Annotated in this window: 15 protein-coding genes; 10 read left to right on the forward strand and 5 right to left on the reverse strand. The window is 60.4% G+C overall.

Going from position 1 to position 17,869, the window contains the following annotated elements:
- Positions 1 to 4 precede the first annotated feature (4 nt).
- The 7 genes from KYK83_RS09550 to KYK83_RS09580 are packed head-to-tail and all read left to right on the forward strand — an operon-like array spanning position 5 to position 8,950.
- On the forward strand, positions 5 to 1,675 hold the full coding sequence (locus tag KYK83_RS09550; RefSeq protein WP_248284376.1) for a preprotein translocase subunit YajC: 1,671 nt from the start codon (positions 5 to 7) through the stop codon (positions 1,673 to 1,675).
- 14 nt (positions 1,676 to 1,689) lie between these two features.
- Positions 1,690 to 2,889, forward strand: a complete 1,200-nt coding sequence (locus KYK83_RS09555; RefSeq protein WP_222828058.1) for an XrtA/PEP-CTERM system-associated ATPase — start codon at positions 1,690 to 1,692, stop codon at positions 2,887 to 2,889.
- A 30-nt stretch (positions 2,890 to 2,919) separates the two neighbouring features.
- Positions 2,920 to 3,777 (forward strand): XrtA system polysaccharide deacetylase, encoded by an 858-nt coding sequence (locus KYK83_RS09560; RefSeq protein ID WP_222828220.1) that lies wholly within the window; start codon positions 2,920 to 2,922, stop codon positions 3,775 to 3,777.
- On the forward strand, positions 3,774 to 4,835 hold the full coding sequence (locus tag KYK83_RS09565; protein WP_222828059.1) for a FemAB family XrtA/PEP-CTERM system-associated protein: 1,062 nt from the start codon (positions 3,774 to 3,776) through the stop codon (positions 4,833 to 4,835). The genes KYK83_RS09560 and KYK83_RS09565 overlap by 4 nt, the downstream gene beginning before the upstream one ends.
- A complete protein-coding gene (locus KYK83_RS09570) occupies positions 4,822 to 6,060 on the forward strand; it encodes a TIGR03087 family PEP-CTERM/XrtA system glycosyltransferase (RefSeq protein WP_346729450.1) in 1,239 nt (412 codons plus the stop codon). The genes KYK83_RS09565 and KYK83_RS09570 overlap by 14 nt, the downstream gene beginning before the upstream one ends.
- Positions 6,050 to 7,039 carry an exosortase A gene (xrtA, locus tag KYK83_RS09575; RefSeq protein WP_222828060.1) on the forward strand — a complete coding sequence of 330 codons (990 nt, stop codon included), beginning with the start codon at positions 6,050 to 6,052 and terminating at the stop codon, positions 7,037 to 7,039. The genes KYK83_RS09570 and xrtA overlap by 11 nt, the downstream gene beginning before the upstream one ends.
- Before the next feature lie 12 nt (positions 7,040 to 7,051).
- Positions 7,052 to 8,950: an XrtA/PEP-CTERM system amidotransferase gene (locus KYK83_RS09580; protein WP_222828061.1), complete on the forward strand. Its 1,899-nt coding sequence runs from the start codon at positions 7,052 to 7,054 to the stop codon at positions 8,948 to 8,950.
- Here KYK83_RS09580 and KYK83_RS09585 read toward each other — a convergent pair.
- The 4 genes from KYK83_RS09585 to KYK83_RS09600 form a co-directional block, all read right to left on the reverse strand.
- On the reverse strand, positions 8,947 to 9,645 hold the full coding sequence (locus KYK83_RS09585) for a pirin family protein (protein ID WP_222828062.1): 699 nt from the start codon (positions 9,643 to 9,645) through the stop codon (positions 8,947 to 8,949). The two genes, KYK83_RS09580 and KYK83_RS09585, sit on opposite strands and share 4 nt — an antisense overlap.
- 101 nt (positions 9,646 to 9,746) lie before the next feature.
- Positions 9,747 to 10,859 carry a cell division protein ZapE gene (zapE, locus tag KYK83_RS09590; RefSeq protein WP_222828063.1) on the reverse strand — a complete coding sequence of 371 codons (1,113 nt, stop codon included), beginning with the start codon at positions 10,857 to 10,859 and terminating at the stop codon, positions 9,747 to 9,749.
- Complete coding sequence (locus KYK83_RS09595; RefSeq protein WP_222828064.1) at positions 10,856 to 11,323, reverse strand: PaaI family thioesterase; 468 nt, start codon at positions 11,321 to 11,323, stop codon at positions 10,856 to 10,858. Before KYK83_RS09595 ends, zapE begins: the two co-directional genes overlap by 4 nt.
- Positions 11,324 to 11,327: 4 nt before the next feature.
- Positions 11,328 to 12,110: a succinate dehydrogenase iron-sulfur subunit gene (locus KYK83_RS09600; RefSeq protein WP_103023741.1), complete on the reverse strand. Its 783-nt coding sequence runs from the start codon at positions 12,108 to 12,110 to the stop codon at positions 11,328 to 11,330.
- A 154-nt stretch (positions 12,111 to 12,264) separates the two neighbouring features.
- Here KYK83_RS09600 and KYK83_RS09605 point away from each other — a divergent pair, with 154 nt between their 5' ends.
- Both KYK83_RS09605 and KYK83_RS09610 read left to right on the forward strand, forming a co-directional pair.
- The gene (locus KYK83_RS09605) at positions 12,265 to 12,990 is read left to right on the forward strand and encodes an SDR family NAD(P)-dependent oxidoreductase (RefSeq protein WP_222828065.1); all 726 of its coding nucleotides are present in this window, start codon (positions 12,265 to 12,267) and stop codon (positions 12,988 to 12,990) included.
- Positions 12,991 to 13,143: 153 nt separating this feature from the next.
- Positions 13,144 to 13,767 (forward strand): class I SAM-dependent methyltransferase, encoded by a 624-nt coding sequence (locus KYK83_RS09610; RefSeq protein WP_248284377.1) that lies wholly within the window; start codon positions 13,144 to 13,146, stop codon positions 13,765 to 13,767.
- 39 nt (positions 13,768 to 13,806) lie between these two features.
- Here KYK83_RS09610 and KYK83_RS09615 read toward each other — a convergent pair whose 3' ends face one another.
- Positions 13,807 to 16,518 (reverse strand): Rne/Rng family ribonuclease, encoded by a 2,712-nt coding sequence (locus KYK83_RS09615; protein WP_222828066.1) that lies wholly within the window; start codon positions 16,516 to 16,518, stop codon positions 13,807 to 13,809.
- Positions 16,519 to 16,968: 450 nt separating this feature from the next.
- On the opposite strand from KYK83_RS09615, the gene KYK83_RS09620 reads away from it, so the two are divergent.
- Positions 16,969 to 17,832: an N-acetylmuramoyl-L-alanine amidase family protein gene (locus KYK83_RS09620; RefSeq protein WP_222828223.1), complete on the forward strand. Its 864-nt coding sequence runs from the start codon at positions 16,969 to 16,971 to the stop codon at positions 17,830 to 17,832.
- The last annotated feature ends 37 nt before the right edge of the window (positions 17,833 to 17,869 follow it).

The following is a 17,869-nucleotide window of genomic DNA, read 5'->3' on the forward strand; positions in this document are numbered from 1 at the left end:
CTCCATGCCGTGTAACGGAAAAGTGCCCTGGCTTGCACGTGGACTGATGCTCCTTGGGATGATGGTTGCGGCGCCGTTGCAAGCGCAGACTTATTCGGGCGAAGATACGACCGCGAACGAGAGCGAAGCCCCCTCGAATGGCCGCGGACGCATGGCCATCGATCCGTACATCGAATTCAACAATATCGCCGCTTGGCAGATTTCGCCCGTGAGCGACGTGGTGACCTATACGCAGCTTGCTGCCGGCGTTGATGCAACGATTAACGGCCGCAACAACGGCGGCAGCGTTTCACTGCGTTACGAGCGCAATTTCGCCCATCAGTCCGACGGTGCGGATTCGGATACGATTACGGGTCTGGCCCGGGGTTACGCCTCGATCATTCCGCGGGTGCTGACCGTAGAGGCAGGTGCGCTGGCAAGCAGCACGCGCGTCGATGCGCAGGGGCGCTCGGTGTTCAACCCGATCGTGGACGACAATCTGTCGACCCAGACCTATTCGGTTTATGCCGGGCCCAACCTTCAGACACGCGCCGGCGATGTCGATATCAACGCGAATTACCGCATTGGCTATACCCGCGTGGATGGTCCCGATTTCGTGACGGCAGGCGGAACGCCTGCGGATTTGTTCGACGACAGCATCACCCACAGTGCAACGGTGAGGGCCGGAACGCGCCCATACCGTCCCTTTCCGGTCGGCGTCGGCGTGGGTGCCGGCTTCTATCAGGAAGACGTTTCCAACCTCGATCAGCGGGTGCGCGACGCTTATGTACGCGGCGATGTGACCGTTCCGATCACACCGACGCTGGCCTTCGTGGCGGGGGTCGGTGTCGAAGATGTGGAGGTGTCGAGCCGGGATGCCCTGCGTGATGCGGATGGCAATCCGGTGATCGACACAAACGGACGCTTCGTCACGGATCCCGCCGCCCCGCGTGTCATCGCTTACGATGCAAGCGGGCTGATCTGGGACGTAGGCGTCGTCTGGAGCCCCAGCAGCAGGACCCAGCTCGAGGCGCATTTCGGGCATCGGTACGACAGTGAAACATTCTACGGCAGCTTTAGCTGGCAGCCGAACCGCCGTAGCAATCTGCAGATTGCCGTATATGACGGTATTCAGGGCTTCGGTGGACGTCTCAACAACGCGATCGCAGCCTTACCGACCGATTTCAGTGTGATCCGCGATCCGATCACGGGCGAGCTGACCGGCTGCGTTAACACGGTCGACGGTAACGGCTGCATTGACGGTCTGTTCGGATCGCTGAGATCATCGGTCTTTCGCGGACGCGGTGTAGTCGCAAGTTACAGCAGACAAATCGGCCGGATGACCGCCGGCATCGGGGCCGGATACGACCGCCGCAGGTTTATCGGTGCGCCGGGAACCGTGCTCGAGCTTGCGGATGGCGTAGTCGACGAAAGCTATTACGTGACTGCAGGTGTGTCCGGGCCAGTGGGTTCGCGAGCTTCCTTTGCCATCAACACCTTCGCCAGCTGGTTCGATAGCGGTGCGTTGGGAACGGATAGCGTGCGCGCCATCGGCGCCTCGGGAAGCTATACCGAAGAGATATATCGCAACCTTTCGGCACGTGCCGCCGTCGCCATCTCGATGCTCGACAGCGATCTTGCACCCGATAACTTCACAACTGCATCGGCCCTTCTCGGCCTGCGTTACGATTTCTGATAGGACAGCGCGCCATGTACGAAGAGTTCTACGGTTTCAGCGAGCGCCCCTTCCAGCTCACGCCCGATCCGGCTTTCTATTTCGAGAGCCTCACGCACAAGAAAGCGCTGAGCTATCTTGGCTACGGCCTCAATCAAGGTGAGGGTTTCGTCGTCATCACCGGAGAGGTGGGTTCGGGCAAGTCTACGCTCGTCGCGCATCTGAAGCAGAAGCTCGATGCCGAACGGATGACCGTTGGCGAAGTCGTGACCAGCGCGCTGGACGATGACGAAATGATCCACGTTGCAGCGCGAAGTTTCGGCCTCGACATTGCCGGCGGTGACAAGGCGGCTGCGCTGGCGGCGATCGAATTGTTCCTTCACGAAGAAGCACGTAATGGCCGCCGCGTACTGCTGATCGTTGACGAGGCCCAGAATCTCTCGATCGGCGCCCTCGAAGAGCTGCGCATGCTGTCGAATTTTCAGCTGGGCTCCCACCCGTTGCTTCAGACATTGCTGCTGGGGCAGCCAGAGTTCAAACAGCTTCTGGCCCAGTCGGATGAACTGGAGCAGCTACGCCAGCGGGTCATCGCCTCACATCATCTCGAGCCGATGCAGCCCGGCGAAATCGAACCTTATGTGATGCATCGCCTTCAGCATGTGGACTGGACGGGTTCCCCGGAATTCGATGGCAGCATCTGGGTAAGGCTGCACAAGACGACGGGTGGGATACCGCGCAAGGTAAACCAGGTCATGACGCGCCTCCTTCTGCTCGGAGCCGTCGAAGAGAAATCCGTGCTGGACACGGACATGCTCGACGCAGTCGTCGAAGAGATGACTGGTGATGCCGCTGCGGCTGCCGAAGATGCAGCTGCGAAACCGCGTCCCGACCGGGATCTTCCCGCCGCGGACGCGATCGCCAAGGTTAAGGACGAAGCGCGGCGTCCGACCGCCGAGGCACAGGGTGATGTGGAAACCCGCAACAAGGGCTTGCTCGACCATCAGATCGAAGCGATCGAAGCGGCCTTCGCGCACCGTGACAAGCATATGATGGCCTTGCGCCGCGAAGTGGAGAAATTGGGACAGAGCAAGTCGTCGGGTGAAGTGCCGGACGATCTTGGCCAGCGTCTTGTCGCTATCGAGGCCAGGCTCGACGAGCAGGAGCGGTCCTTGCGCCATGTCCTCACCATGATGATCGACTATTTCGAAACGCAGGGTTCGCGCGCAGCGGCCTGAGATGGCGAGGAGCGAGCGTTGAGCGACAATATGATCGTCAACGGCCTCTCGGTCGATGTGGAAGACTGGTTTCAGGTCGGCGCGTTCGAAAACACCATCTCGCGTGCAGATTGGGATGGGCTGGAACTGCGTGTAGGGGACAACGTCGCACGCATTCTCGACCTGTTCGACGAAGCCGGGGTGAAAGCGACCTTCTTCACACTGGGCTGGGTGGCAGAGCGTAACCGTGCAGCGATGCAGTCGATCGTCAACCGGGGCCACGAACTGGCGAGCCACGGTTACGATCACACACGGGTCTTTACTCTCACGCGCAACCAGTTTTCTGCCGACATCGCCAAGGCGCGCGCCATTCTGGAAGATGCCAGCGGAAAAGCCGTTACCGGGTATCGTGCGCCAAGCTTTTCTATCGATGCACGCAATCCATGGGCACATGAAGTCCTGGCAGAGCATGGCTATGCCTATTCGTCATCGGTCGCTCCGGTAGTCCACGATCACTATGGTTGGCGCGAAGCGCCGCGTTTCGCATTCGACCCGGTGCCGGGCAGTGATCTCGTCGAAATTCCGGTCACAACTGCGCTGTTGGGTAAACGCCGCCTTGCAGCAGGCGGCGGCGGCTTCTTTCGCGTGCTCCCCTATAGCTTCACCCGCTGGGCGATCAGGCAGGTCAATTCCGATCACCGACCCGCGGTATTCTATTTCCATCCATGGGAGGTCGATCCCGACCAACCGCGCGTGTCCAACGCTTCGGTGCGATCGCGATTGAGACATTACACCAATCTATCCAGAATGGCTGGCAAATTGTCCGACCTGCTCGGCGATTTCGCTTGGGGTAGGATGGACGAACTCGCGGCAAAGGAAAGATCGCGCAGCGTGAAGTGGGCCGCATGAACGCGCCGATCAGTCACATCGCGACCATTCGGCAGGCAGACTTTGGCGACAAGGCCGAGTTGGCACGGATCGAAAGCTATGTCGCGGACCGCTGTGGCAGCGTGTTTCACCGTCCGACATGGCTGCAAGCGGTCGAGCGGGGCACCGGCAATTCAGCGGTAGGGCTGATGCTGGAGCGCGGCGGCGGCCTCGAAGGCTGGTTGCCGCTAACCGAGATTCATTCGGCGCTCTTCGGGCGCGCCTTGGTATCGAGCGGTTTCGGTGTAGGAGGCGGGGTATTATCCACGCGCACCGAAGATGCGGAGAAATTGTGCCGTGCGGCGCAGGAAATTGCGCTGCGTCGTTCCGCCTCAACAGTTGAATTGCGCGGCGGAACCGCTTCACCCGATTGGCTGGTTATCGATGGCAAGCATGCAAACTTCGCTGCGGATCTGGCGGAAGACGACGATGCGCAATTGCTCGCCATTCTGCGGAAAGCACGCGCTGAAGTTCGCAAGGGGTTGGCGAATGACCTTTCGGTGAGCATCGGAAGTGACGGGCAGGAGCGATCCGCCCATTACGCCGTTTACGCCGAAAGCGTGCGCAATCTCGGGACGCCGGTATTCCCGCGCAGTCTTTTCGATGCTGTTCTGGATATCTTCGGAGATGATGCGGACATTCTGACGGTCCGTCAGCAAGGCGTTCCAGTGGCAAGTGTATTGTCTCTCTATCATGACGAAACGGTCATGCCGTTCTGGGGCGGCGGAACCTGGGCGGCGCGCCACCTGCGCGCCAATGAGCGGATGTATTACGAACTGATGTGTCACGCCCGCCGGAGGGGATGCGTTCGTTTCGATTTCGGGCGCTCGAAAGTCGGAAGCGGGCCGTTCGCGTTCAAGAAGAACTGGGGGTTCGAACCGCAGCCCTTGACCTATTTCACCTGGTCGGCACCGGGCACAGCAGCGCGAAATGTCGATCCGACGGATGAGGGCTATTCCGCCAAGATCGCTCTTTGGAAGCGGTTGCCTTTGCCGATCGCGAACCGGCTGGGTCCCTGGATTGCGCGTGGGCTGGGCTGACATGGGAGAGATCCTGTTCCTTGCGCACCGCGTCCCCTTTCCGCCGGATCGCGGCGACAAGATCCGCTCGCATCACTTGCTCAAGGGGTTGGCGAAGCTGGGGCCGGTGCATGTGGGCACCTTTGGCGAAACATCGCATGATATGGCGCAGAAGAGCGCGCTTGCGTTGGTTGCCAAAACACATGCGCTGATCGAACGCACCAAGCCACTGCCGCAGGCGGGTATCGAAGCGGTGTTGAAGGGTAAGCCGGTCAGCCTCGCCGCCTTCGATCACGCTGCCATGCGCCGCTATGTTGCCAAGACTTTGGGCAACCACCGGATCGACACGATTTTCGTCTTTTCGAGCCAGATGGGGCAGTACATTCCGGACGACTTCGCGGGTAGGGTCGTGATCGATCTGTGCGATGTGGATAGCGCCAAGTTCGAAGCCTACGCCGACGCCGGCCAGCGCAGATGGATCAATCGCCGCGAGGGGCGTCTGCTTGCGACAGAAGAGATGCGGTTGGCCAACCGTGCGGATACCACCTTGCTGATCACCGATAGCGAGGCCGCGCTTTTCCGGTCACGCCTAGATGGATCGGAAGAGATCAATGTTCGGGCGCTGGGCAATGGGATCGATGCCGAATTCTTCGATCCGGCACATGTGCCGGTGCAGCCTGATCTGGAAGAGGGCGAGGGGCCCCAGCTGCTGTTTACGGGTCAGATGGATTATCCCCCCAATGTGGCTGCGGCGGAATGGATGATAGAGAATGTCATGCCCGAACTGCGCAAGATGCACGACCATGCGCGTTTTCATATCGTGGGACGGGCACCTGTGGCGAGCCTCAGGAACCGGCATGGTGAAAACGGCGTGCGCGTGTGGGGTGAGGTGCCGGACGTCCGGCCTTTCCTGACATCTGCCGATCTCGTCGTGGCGCCGCTGCTGATAGCACGCGGGGTGCAGAACAAGGTTCTGGAGGCCATGGCCATGGCGAAGGCGATTGTGCTGACGCCGGGTGCAGCCACCGGAATAGAAGCTAAGGACGATGTGCACTTTGCGGTGGCACGGCCCGAAGCGCCTGAAATGCTGCGGCGGATCGCGACGCTGCTGGCGGATGAAGGCAAGCGCGTCGGGATGGGCAGGGCGGCCCGGGATTTTGTGCTGGCGAACATGAGCTGGAACAGCGTTTACATTGAACTTGAGCGTTTGCTCGTGAGCGGCGACACTGGACGCGATGCAGCCTGACCTTGCCATTCCCGGACAATCGATTGCGGGCCGCGGCCGCAGCGCGGCGCTGCTTGCTTTTGGTTGGGCGGGGCTGTTCGCAGCTACGCTAAGGGAATGGTCGGCGATGGCCCATCAATGGTGGAACATCGACACCTATAGCCATATCCTCCTGATCCTGCCCATACTGGCATGGCTCGTCTGGATCCGCCGGGATGAAGTGGCACTGGTCGAGGCCCGGGGCTGGTGGCCGGGCTTTCTTTGGTGCCTGCTTGGACTCGCCATCTGCTTCGTCGGTCGGTCGGCTGATATCAATCTGATCGCGCAACTGGGCGTGATCGTGGCATTCCAGGGTGCGACTTTCGGGATAGTCGGCTTCCGAGTTGGGCTCATCCTCGCCTTTCCTCTGGCCTACATGTTCTTCCTCGTTCCGTTCGGAGACGAGATCATTCCGCCTTTGCAGTATGTCACCGCAGAAATGGCGACCGCACTCACACGGTTCAGCGGTGTCGAAACGGTGGCAGATGGCATCCATATCGACACGCCTGCCGGACTGTTTATCGTGGCGGAGGAATGTTCGGGCGTGAAGTTCCTCGTTGCCATGGTCGCGCTTGGGGTGCTGGTTGCATACAGCTGCTTTGCGAGCTGGAAACGCCGCATCCTGTTCCTGCTGGCCTGCGTGATCGTGCCGATCGTGGCCAACGGCATTCGGGCATGGGCAACGATTTTCATTGCTCAGTATGTCGGCGCGGAAGCCGCCGGCAGTTTCGACCATATCGTCTACGGCTGGTTCTTCTTCGGTATTGTCATCGCCCTGGTTCTGGGAGTGGCGTGGCGCTGGTTCGAGCGCGAGCCGGAAGAGGCAGGCTGGAGCGCGCAGCAGGTTTCGGCCCTGCCAATGTTGCAACGGCTGGAGAGGAACGGTGCCAGTCCCGCGCTTGTCCTTGGCGCGACACTTACTGCCGCTTTGGTCTTTGCCGTAATGCCGCGGCTCGGCTAGGCCCGCTCGCATATGTGCGGGATCGCCGGGATTTTCCATTACGAGACGGTAAAACCGGTCGATCCCAAGCGGGTCGAACGGATGACCGACGCGTTGGCGCACCGCGGTCCCGACGGTAGCGGCGTCTGGACTGCACCGGGCGTCGGACTTGGTCACAGACGCCTTTCGATCATCGATCTCGACGGATCCCCACAGCCCATGCGTTCGGCGGACGGGCGCGCCGTGATCGCGTTCAACGGCGAGATATACAATTATCGCGAACTGCGCCGCGAACTGGAGCGCGGCGGAGCACATTTCCGGACCGATGGCGATACCGAGACCATTCTTGCCGCCTGGCAGAAATGGGGAGTGGATTGCCTGTCCCGGCTCGATGGGATGTTCGCATTTGCGCTCTACGACATCGACCGGCGGCAGCTTTTCCTCGCCCGCGACCGTTTCGGGGTGAAGCCGCTTTATCTGGCGCAACTGGAGGGCGGCGCGCTCGCCTTCGCCAGCGAAATGAAGGGCCTTCTGGCCAATCCGCTGATGCGCCGAGTGATCGATCCGCTGGCGATCGAAGATTACATGACGTGGGGCTATGTGCCCGATCATCGCGCCATCCTGAAAGGGGTTGAGAAGCTTCCGGCAGGACATTTCCTGCTACTGGATCATGGCCGCGCGCCTGGCCCGCCCCAGCAATGGTGGGACATGGATTTTACCAGGCGTGAGACCGGGCGAACCGAAGACCTCTCCGCGCAGCTTCTCCACCTGATGCGCGAAGGCGTGACGAGCAGAATGGTTTCCGACGTTCCTCTGGGCGCGTTTCTGTCCGGAGGCGTCGACAGTTCATCCGTCGTCGCGCTGATGAGCGAGAGCAGCGCCGCGCCTGTCACCAGCTGTTCCATCGGGTTCGATGTCGAAAGTGTCGATGAGACGGCTTACGCGCGACAGGTCGCCAAACTGTTCGCCACCGACCACCACGAACGGATCGTATCCTCCGACCAGTTCGGCGATATCGACCGGATCGCGGCGATCTTCGACGAGCCATTCGCGGATGCGAGCGCGCTGCCGACCTTACGGGTATGCGAATTGGCGCGCGAACATGTGACTGTGGCATTGTCGGGCGATGGGGCCGATGAAGCGTTCGCCGGATATCGACGTCAGGCATTCCATGCACGCGAAGAGCAGGTGCGATCTGTTCTACCGAGTGGGCTGCGCGAACCGGTATTCGGAACGCTCGGACGTCTGTGGCCGAAAGCGGACTGGGCACCGCGCCCGCTGCGCGCGAAAACTACCCTGCTGTCTCTCGGGGGCAGCGGTGAAGCTGGCTATGCACGGGCCCTGGCGATCCTTTCGCCCGAGCAGCGCGAATTGCTTTATGATGCGGCGTTCCTGCGCGAACGTGGCGATTATCGGGCGGAGCAACCGCTGGAAAAGCTGATGCGAGATGCGCCAGCGCGAAGCGGTCTCGACCGGGCGCAATATGCCGATCTCAAGTTCTGGCTGCCCGGAGACATCCTGACCAAGACCGACCGGACGAGTATGGCAGTAGGACTGGAGGCGCGCGAGCCGCTGCTGGATCATCGCCTGATCGAATTCGGTGCGCGTCTGCCGCACCGTGAGCGTCTGCGCGGTACGAGCGGTAAATGGCTCATGAAGCGCACGATGGAGCGCTATCTGCCCGACGATATATTGTATCGGCAGAAGCAGGGTTTCGTCACGCCGCTGGCGGAATGGTTTCGTGGACCGCTGGCAAGCGAGGCGAGGGCGATCGCATCCAGCGAACTGCTCACGGGCAACGGACTGTTCGCCCGCAAGGCGCTTGCACGGCTTGCGGACGAACATATTTCGGGGCGGTCCGATCATGGACGCGTCTTATGGCAATTGCTGATGCTGGAGCGCTCACTCCGTCATCTCAAGCCGAGCGCTTAGCGCGCGTCGACCAGCACGATCTCGGCGTCTTCGAGCGCTTCGACAACGATTTCCGTCTCGCCGGTCACGGCGATGCCATCACGCGGTTTAGCCTCGATCCCGTTAACCTTTACCCGTCCCGTGGGGGCGACGAGATACTGGTGGCGTTCGCCCGACGTGGTCCATGTGGCGGTCTGTCCAGCAGCGAGTGTCGTTGCGGCAACCTTGGCATCGGTACGAATGGGGAGGGCATCGTCGGTTTCGGGCGTGCCGCTCGCAAGAACGGCAAACCCGCCTTCGCGCGTTGCCTTCGGAAATTCGCGCTGACCCCAGCCCGGCTTTTCGCCCGTACGATCAGGGATGATCCAGATCTGGAACAGCGTGGTGTCTTCGCTTTCCAGATTGTATTCGGCATGGGTGATACCAGTGCCTGCGCTCATCACCTGAACATCGCCGGCGGCGGTGCGGCCTTCGTTACCCAGGCTGTCACGGTGAGTGATCGCTCCGGTGCGCACGAAAGTGACAATCTCCATGTCGCGGTGTGGATGCGGGGGGAATCCGGATTGACCCTGGATCGTGTCATCGTTCCAGACCCGGATGTTGCCCCACCCCATACGGTCGGGATCATGATAATTGGCAAAGCTGAAATGATGACGCGCATCGAGCCAGCCGTGATTGGCGTGCCCAAGGGAAGCGAAAGGACGAATATCGATCATGGTCAAAGTCTCACATCGGCGGGGTGTTAACGCCGGTATGCGCCTGATGTGGGACCGACGAGAGAGCCGTCAAGAAACACCGCTGTAACTGCCCCGGCGGCTTAGGCGACGCCGTGACCGCGAGCCATGTAGTCGCTGCTCTGCATTTCCTTAAAGCGACTTACGGTGCGTTCGAATTCGAACGCACCATCGCCAGCGGTATACAGGTTTTCCGGTTCGGCGGCCGCCGTGGCAAACAGCTTTACATTGTTTTCGTAGAGCGCATCGACCAGCTTGGTGAACCGGATGGCCTCGTTCCGGTTGTCGGGCGACATGGCGGGAATTCCGACAACGATCACGGTATGGTAGGCATGTGCGATGGCGAGATAGTCTGCCGCCCCGCGATTTTCGCCGCATAACCGCTTGAAGCTGAAAACACCCACGCCCTTGAGGCTTTTGGGGACGTGCAAGGTCCGCCCGCCACCGAGATCGAGATTGGCGCTGGGCACGTTGGCGGCATCTTCCGGCTTGTAATCGGTCAGGCGGAAGAAGGCTTCGCGCACCTGCGCAGTGGCATCATCCCCGAGCGGGGAATGCCAGGTTGCGATGTCCCCCAGCCGGTCCATTCGGTAGTCGGTAGGCCCGTTGAGCGAAACGACATCGAGATCTGTCTCTATCAGGTCGATGAAGGGCAGGAAGAGGGAGCGGTTCAGACCGTCTTTGTAAAGATCGCGGGGAGGCCGGTTGCTGGTGGTGACGATCGTAACACCCTGATCGCGGATAAGAGCCGTGAAGAGGCGCGCCATGATCGCGGCATCGGCCGTATTGTTAACGACCATTTCGTCGAATGCGAGGCAGCGTACATCCTCCGCGATATCGCGAGCGACCTTGCCAGTCGGATCGCCTGGATCGGATTCACGGCGCTCGCGAATGCGGCGATCGACCTCCAGCATGAATTCGTGGAAATGCACGCGTCGCTTTTCATCGATGCCCAGAGTTTCGACGAAGAGGTCCATGAGCATGGATTTGCCGCGACCGACGCCGCCCCACATGTAGACGCCCTGCGGGTTAGCCTTTCTGGCGCGGAACAATTGCGAAAGCAGACCGCCTGAACTTTCCGCCTCCAGATCCTTCTGCAGCCGGTTCAGCCGTTCGGCAGCGCGGCGCTGGTCGGGATCGGAACGCAATTCGCCAGCGGCGACCAGCCGCTCGTAGCGGGTGAGCATACCGGTCATGAGGCAGGGCGACGCTTCATCTTCTTTACGATACCGGAGAAGCTGGCAACGGTATGATTTTCCTGTTCCACGATACCGCGCACGAATACCATGCTGCCGGTCTCCCGAACGATTTCGCACACCGCATCGAGCGGGCGATCGGGTTTCCCGCCGCCGACGAACTGGGTGGAAAGTTCCACTGTCACCGACGGGCCGGCATTGCCGGATCCGATCGTGTGCATGGTGGTAAACAGGCTGATGTCGATCAGCGACAGCGTCACCGCACCATGAACGATGCCCTGCAGGTTTTCATGGCGCCGCTCAGGAAACATGCGCAGGCGCGCTTTCCCGTCATCGTCCACACGGGTGATGAGCTTGCCCATCACCGCGCCGTTGAACAGCGTCCGATCTTTCAGGTTCCAATGCCGCCAGCCGGGATTTTCCGGATCTGGACCGTGTTCGAAAACGTGGTCGGGTAGTGCCAAGGGATCAGATCGCGCGTTCGGCGATCATCTTCTTGGTTTCGGCAATCGCCTTGGCCGGGCTTAGCCCCTTGGGACAGACGTTCGCGCAGTTCATGATCGTGTGGCAACGATACAGGCGGAACGGGTCTTCGAGCTGGTCGAGACGTTCGCCGGTCATCTCGTCCCGGCTGTCCGCCAACCAGCGATAGGCCTGCAGAAGGATTGCCGGGCCGAGGAATTTGTCGGAATTCCACCAGTAGCTCGGGCATGCGGTCGAGCAGCAGGCGCACAGGATGCATTCGTAGAGCCCGTCCAGCTTTTCACGCTGTTCCGGCGTCTGCAGGCGTTCCTTGCCCGATGGGGTCGTCGATACCGTCTGCAGCCAGGGGCGGATGCTGGCATACTGGGCATAGAAATGCGTGAAGTCGGGAACGAGGTCCTTGATCACGTCCATGCTGGGAAGCGGCGTGATCCGCACTTCACCTTTCAGATCTTCGATAGCGGTAGTGCAGGCGAGACCGTTTTTCCCGTTCATGTTCATCGAACACGATCCGCAGATACCTTCGCGGCAGGACCGGCGGAAGGTCAGCGTCGGATCGATTTCGTTCTTGATCTTGAACAGGGCGTCGAGAACCATCGGACCGCAATCGTCCAGATCGATCTCGAACGTATCGTAACGCGGGTTTTCGCCGCTGTCGGGATCGTATCGATAGATCTTGAACTTGCGGATGCGTGCGCCGCCCTCGGCCTTGTGGTCGCGGCTCTTGCCGGTGATCTTCGAATTCTTGGGAAGGGTGAAGGTCGCCATGTGCAGTATCGGTCCTGTTGCTTGGTGAAACCCATTAGCGCTTGTGGCGCGCGGTGCAAGGGCGTGCGCATGCACAATTCGACAAGCTGGCCCGGCAATTGCCGTACAGAGACGCCGGGAACCGCTTGGCCGGGCAATGGTCTGAACAGATATCATGGCGACAGAAAAGACAGTGCGCCGGGCCGCGATCTTTGGCGCGAGTGGTGGCATCGGCAACGCACTTGCGACGGCTCTGGCAGATCGCGGCGCGGATGTCTGGGCGGGCAGTCGCTCGGGCCGGGCGGTTGACAGTCGGTTTCGGGGGTTCCGTTTCGATCTGACTGACGAGAACTCGATTGCTGCTGTGGCGGAGCAAATGGCCGAAAATCCGCCCGACATGGTACTGGTCGCAACCGGTGTTCTGACGCTTGCCGACGGGACCGGGCCCGAGCGATCGTTCCGCAAGCTCCGCGCAGAGGCCATGGAGGAAGCGTTTCGCATCAACACGATCGGTCCTGCGCTTATCGCCAAACATATGCTGCCGCTGCTGGCGCGCGATAGGTACGCGTTCTTTGGCGCGTTGTCGGCCAGGGTCGCATCCATTTCCGACAATGGACTGGGTGGATGGCACAGCTACCGCGCCAGCAAGGTGGCGCTCAACATGCTCCTCAAGAATTTCGCGATCGAGATGAAACGAACGCACAAGAGTGCGGTCGTGGTCGGCCTGCATCCCGGGACTGTCGATACGGATCTTTCTGCGCCGTTCCAATCCAACTTGCCGGATGGTCAGGTGGTCCCTCCTGCGCAAGCCGCAACCAACCTGCTCGCTGTGATCGATAGTCTCGAACCGGGCGACAGCGGGAAGTTGTTCGATTGGCAGGGAGCGGAAATTCCTGCCTGAGGGCAGGGTGAATATCACTGGCTAAGCAAGCGATCACACCGTTCCCTCGTCAGCCCGCCAACCCTTTACGGACAAGAAGAAACGACTTGTCGCCGTCGAGAAACAGCGTAGCCTTCGATTTGTCGCGCAACCGGAGGATATTGCGCTGTGGGGATGAAGGCCTGGTACGATGACCACGTGATGCCGCGAGTGATCACGGCTGCATGCGGGCAAGAAAGGATCGAGAAGCGGCGGCGCCAGATCGTGCCACTCGCCCGAGGCCGGGTTTTCGAGATCGGCTGTGGTGGCGGGCTCAATCAGGCACTTTACGACGCCGACGCGGTCACATCGTTCTCGGGCATAGACCCCCATGCAAAACTTTTAGACGGCGCTCGTAACCGCGCCCGCGCGAAGGGTTGGAGCGTCGATATTCGCCAAGGTGTAGGGGAGGACATCCCTTTTCCGGACGGATCTTTCGATACCGTAGTATGCACTTACACGCTGTGTTCGGTCGATGATCCCACGCGTGTGCTATCCGAATTGCGACGGATACTAGCCCAAAATGGAAGGCTTCTGTTCCTGGAACATGGGCGTGCGCCCGACGCAGCTGTCGCGCGCTGGCAGGAGCGGATCGAACCGGTGTGGAAGCCATTGGCGGGCGGCTGTCATCTGACCCGCCCGATCGGCTCTGCCCTGCGAGCGGCAGGCTTCGCTGTGGAACCCCTCGGCCAGGCCTATCTTAAAAAGGCGCCCAAGGTGATGGGGTGGATGGAATGGGGTGTAGCGCGCAAGGCGTAAGGATCGACGAGCCATCGGCCCGCCGATCCTTCTAATGGCCTAGTCGTCTCCGAAAGTCCGCTGCCACCAGCCGCGCTTCGGCGCGGGGGCCTCTTTCGGCTGTTCAGGGGCTGCGTCCGGCGCTGCCGGCAGATCGGCTTCAGGCTGCGCTTGCGAAGCTTCGCTCGCAGGTTCAGCCTCGGCCTTGGCAGCCGTCTTCTTGGCAGGAGCCTTCCGGCGTGTCCGCTTCGGTTTTTCTTCTTCGATAGCTGTTTCAGGCTGCTCGGGCGCAGCTTCGACAGCAGGTGCTTCGGCGTCGGCCTTTTTCTTGCGCGGTGCGCGCTTCTTCGGCTTGGGCTTTTCGGCCTCTTCCGGTTCCGCTGCCGCTTCGGGTTCCGCTGCCGCTTCGGGTTCGACCTTCTTCTTGCGGAGCGCGCGCTTTTTCGGCTTCGGTTTTTCTTCGGCTTCCGTATCGGCAGCAGCCTCGGCCGTTTCCGGTGAGTCTTCGGGGCCAGCGACAACAGCCATGTCTTCTACGACCGCTTCGGAAACTTCACCGAGTTCATCGGTGTCTTCCGAAGTCATATCGTCAGACTTCTTTCCGCGACCACGTCCGCCACGGCGACGGCCACTGCGGCGACGGCGCTTCTTCGGCTTGTCGTCACCGTCTTCATCATCGCTTTCGTCGCGCGTCTCGTGCGAAGTTTCGTCGCCATCGTCATCATCATCGCCGTCTTCATCGTCGCGCTGACGGTTCTTGTTGCGACCACGGCCACCGCGCCGGCGGCGGCGCTTCTTGCGGGGACGATCATCATCGTTCTCGTCCTCGTCGGTTTCCTCATCCTGCTCGGGCAGGTCTTCTTCTTCGTCGTCGTCTTCCTGAACGATAGGTTCGAAGCGCGGTGCATCTTTCGGCTTCGGCCCGTGGCTCGACACGGTCATCTTCGCGCCTTCTTCCTCACCCTCGGGCACGACTTCGACCGTTACGCCATAGCGCTGTTCGATCTCCATGAGGTCGGCGCGCTTTTCGTTGAGGAGATAGATCGCCGCTTCGGTGCTGGCGGCGAGCCGGATGATCGATCCCTTGCCCTTGGCCGCTTCGTCTTCGATCAGGCGAAGGGCGGACAGGCCTGCAGAAGATGCAGTGCGGACGAGGCCGGTACCATCGCAGTGTGGACAATCACGGGTGGTCGCTTCGAGCACGCCGGTGCGCAGACGCTGCCGGCTCATTTCCATCAGGCCGAAGCTGGAGATACGACCGACCTGAATACGGGCACGGTCGTTCTTGAGCGCTTCTTTCATCGCCTTTTCGACCTTGCGGGTGTTCGAATGATGCTCCTGATCGATGAAATCGATGACGACCAGGCCAGCCATATCGCGCAGACGCAGCTGGCGAGCGATTTCGCGCGCTGCCTCGAGATTGGTATGAAGTGCCGTCTGCTCGATATTGTGCTCTTTGGTCGAGCGTCCGGAGTTGATGTCGATCGACACCAGCGCTTCGGTCGGATTGATTACGAGATATCCGCCCGACTTAAGTTGTACGACCGGATCGTACATGGCCTTCAGTTCGTCTTCCGCACCGTAGCGCTGGAACAGAGGCACCGGATCAGAATACTGTTTAACCCGCCGTGCGTGGCTGGGCATCAGCAGCTTCATGAATTCCTTGGCCGATTTGTAACCGGGTTCACCTTCGACCACGACTTCTTCGATGTCGCGATTGTAGATGTCGCGGATTGCACGCTTGATAAGGTCGCTGTCCGAATGGATCAGTGCCGGCGCGCTGGAGGACAAGGTACGTTCGCGAATTTCATCCCAAAGGCGGGCGAGGTAATCGAAGTCGCGCTTGATTTCCGTTTTGGTGCGGCTGAGCCCAGCCGTCCGGACGATAAGGCCCATCGATTTGGGCAAGCTCAGATCGGAGACAACCTGCTTGAGCCGCTTGCGGTCAGATGCCGACGAGATCTTGCGGGAAATACCGCCACCATGACTGCTGTTCGGCATGAGCACCGTGTAACGCCCAGCCAGGCTGAGATATGTCGTTAATGCGGCACCCTTGTTGCCGCGCTCTTCCTTGACGACCTGGACGAGCAGAACCTGGCGGCGCTGGATGACGTCCTGGATCTTGTAGCGACGGCGCAGCGCCATGCGCTTGGCGCGGGCTTCGTCGACTTCCTTGGCACGGCTACGGCCACCTTTGCCCTGACGCCGTCCACGGCCGCGGCGGTTGCGGTCACGATCTCGCGATCGACCGTCTTCGTCGGAATCCTCATCCGACGAATCGTCATCGTCATCGTCGCCATTTTCCATGTGGCCTTCTTCGATCGTAGCGACATCGTCTTTGTCGGACGTGTCGACTTCTTCGAGGCCATCTTCGGCAAGGTCTTCGGCGAGCGCTTCGGAGCTTTCATCATCCGCGTCGTACTCGTCGCCCGGCATTTCACCGCGTTGCTCTTCCTCATCGCGCAGTCGTTGCTCTTCTTCTGCAGCTTCGGCTTCCGCAGCGAGCAGGGCTTCGCGGTCTTCCTTGGGTATCTGGTAATAATCGGGATGGATTTCGCTGAAAGCCAGGAAACCGTGACGGTTGCCGCCAAAATCTACGAACGCTGCCTGAAGCGACGGTTCGACCCGGGTTACTTTAGCTAGATAGATGTTTCCTTTGATCTGCTTGTGATCGGCAGATTCGAAATCGAATTCCTCAATCCGGTTGCCTTTGAGCACCGCCACCCGGGTTTCTTCCTGGTGGCGCGCATCGATTAGCATGCGCGTTGCCATTGATATGTCTCCAGCCGCGACGGGACAGGTGTGAACCTGAATCTGCGCGGCGTATTATGTTGGAAAGTCCGCGGCCCGATCCGGGCTTCGCGGTGTTTGTGAACCGGCCAGTTCCAGCAATTGCATGGGGCCGGGTATTTGTGAGTGCCGTGCTTGCCTTGCGCATCTGCAGCGCTGTCCGGCCCGAAATAGCGGCAAAGGCAATCGCCTGCGCTGCTGTTATCGGGGAGAAACGGGCCATGTCCGGCATCAACCTGTATTAATTTGGGCCTTCACGACCGAAGCCGTTGTAGCCTGAAAAAGAACGGCTTTTTTCGGTGACCCTCTTCGTCGCGCAATATTCGCGCCGATCGGAGGCACCTCGTAACCGATGAGCTATCGCTAGCACCGTGGGTTTCGCACGGCAACCATATTGCGTCATTGGATAACAAGGCGGTAACCGTGCCCGTAATGACGATGCGCGCGCAAATCCTTTTGCTGACGTTGCTGCCGCTCGCAGTGCTGGCTGTACTCGCCATGACAGCCGTGCGTGTTCCCGTGCCTGAGATAGGCCGGGGCTACGTCGTTCATATCGAACTTCCCGTTGCGGATACGCCAGGATCGCTTCCAGACGTGGCGGGGGCGAACAGCGCACCGCTGGTAGTGATAGATGCCGGCCACGGCGGACATGATCCCGGGGCAGCGGGTCAAGGCTATCGAGAAAAGACTATCGTGCTCGATCTGGCGAGGGCACTGCGCGACGAGCTCGAAAAAGGGGGTGGGGTGCGCGTCGCACTGACGCGAGACGAGGATCGCTATCTTGTTCACGCCGAGCGGGTCGATATCGCTCGCAAGCTCGGTGCCGATCTGTTCATATCGATCCATGCTGATAGTGCCGGAGACGCTGCCGATGTAACGGGGGCCAGCATCTATACGCTGTCTAACCAGGCTTCCAGCCAGGCGGCTGCTCGTTTCGCTGAACGGGAGAATGCATCCGACCGATTGAACGGTGTCGATGTCGGCGGTGAGAGCGACGCTGTAAGCACCATACTGGTCGAATTATCGCAACGCAGGACGCAGGAAAAGTCGGACGAGCTGGCTCGGCTGATCCTTCGCGAGGCTGACGGGGTCATCGATTTTCATCCGCAGGCGCGCCGATCAGCAGCACTGAAGGTTTTACGCGCGCCAGACGTACCATCGATCCTTTTCGAAAGCGGCTTCATAACTAACGAAGAGGATGCGCAGCGTCTTGCTTCTCCCGAAGGTAGATCACGGTTCGCCGAAGTCATGGCGCGGGCTATCCGCATTTATTTCGCGCGACAGCAAGAAAGCTGACCGGCTAACACTCTTCGTTCTGGCGAATTACAGAATT

Source organism: Qipengyuania pacifica (assembly GCF_019857205.1).
In the GTDB taxonomy this organism is placed as follows: Bacteria; Pseudomonadota; Alphaproteobacteria; order Sphingomonadales; family Sphingomonadaceae; genus Qipengyuania; species Qipengyuania pacifica.

Bases quoted from the DNA above. Each gene is read 5' to 3' on its own strand.
- KYK83_RS09550 (WP_248284376.1), top strand. From the start codon at position 5: ATGCCGTGTAACGGAAAAGTGCCCTGGCTTGCACGTGGACTGATGCTC.
- KYK83_RS09555 (WP_222828058.1), top strand. From the start codon at position 1,690: ATGTACGAAGAGTTCTACGGTTTCAGCGAGCGCCCCTTCCAGCTCACG.
- KYK83_RS09560 (WP_222828220.1), top strand. From the start codon at position 2,920: ATGATCGTCAACGGCCTCTCGGTCGATGTGGAAGACTGGTTTCAGGTC.
- KYK83_RS09565 (WP_222828059.1), top strand. From the start codon at position 3,774: ATGAACGCGCCGATCAGTCACATCGCGACCATTCGGCAGGCAGACTTT.
- xrtA (WP_222828060.1), top strand. From the start codon at position 6,050: ATGCAGCCTGACCTTGCCATTCCCGGACAATCGATTGCGGGCCGCGGC.
- KYK83_RS09580 (WP_222828061.1), top strand. From the start codon at position 7,052: ATGTGCGGGATCGCCGGGATTTTCCATTACGAGACGGTAAAACCGGTC.
- KYK83_RS09585 (WP_222828062.1), bottom strand. From the start codon at position 9,645: ATGATCGATATTCGTCCTTTCGCTTCCCTTGGGCACGCCAATCACGGC.
- zapE (WP_222828063.1), bottom strand. From the start codon at position 10,859: ATGACCGGTATGCTCACCCGCTACGAGCGGCTGGTCGCCGCTGGCGAA.
- KYK83_RS09600 (WP_103023741.1), bottom strand. From the start codon at position 12,110: ATGGCGACCTTCACCCTTCCCAAGAATTCGAAGATCACCGGCAAGAGC.
- KYK83_RS09605 (WP_222828065.1), top strand. From the start codon at position 12,265: ATGGCGACAGAAAAGACAGTGCGCCGGGCCGCGATCTTTGGCGCGAGT.
- KYK83_RS09610 (WP_248284377.1), top strand. From the start codon at position 13,144: ATGAAGGCCTGGTACGATGACCACGTGATGCCGCGAGTGATCACGGCT.
- KYK83_RS09615 (WP_222828066.1), bottom strand. From the start codon at position 16,518: ATGGCAACGCGCATGCTAATCGATGCGCGCCACCAGGAAGAAACCCGG.
- KYK83_RS09620 (WP_222828223.1), top strand. From the start codon at position 16,969: ATGACGATGCGCGCGCAAATCCTTTTGCTGACGTTGCTGCCGCTCGCA.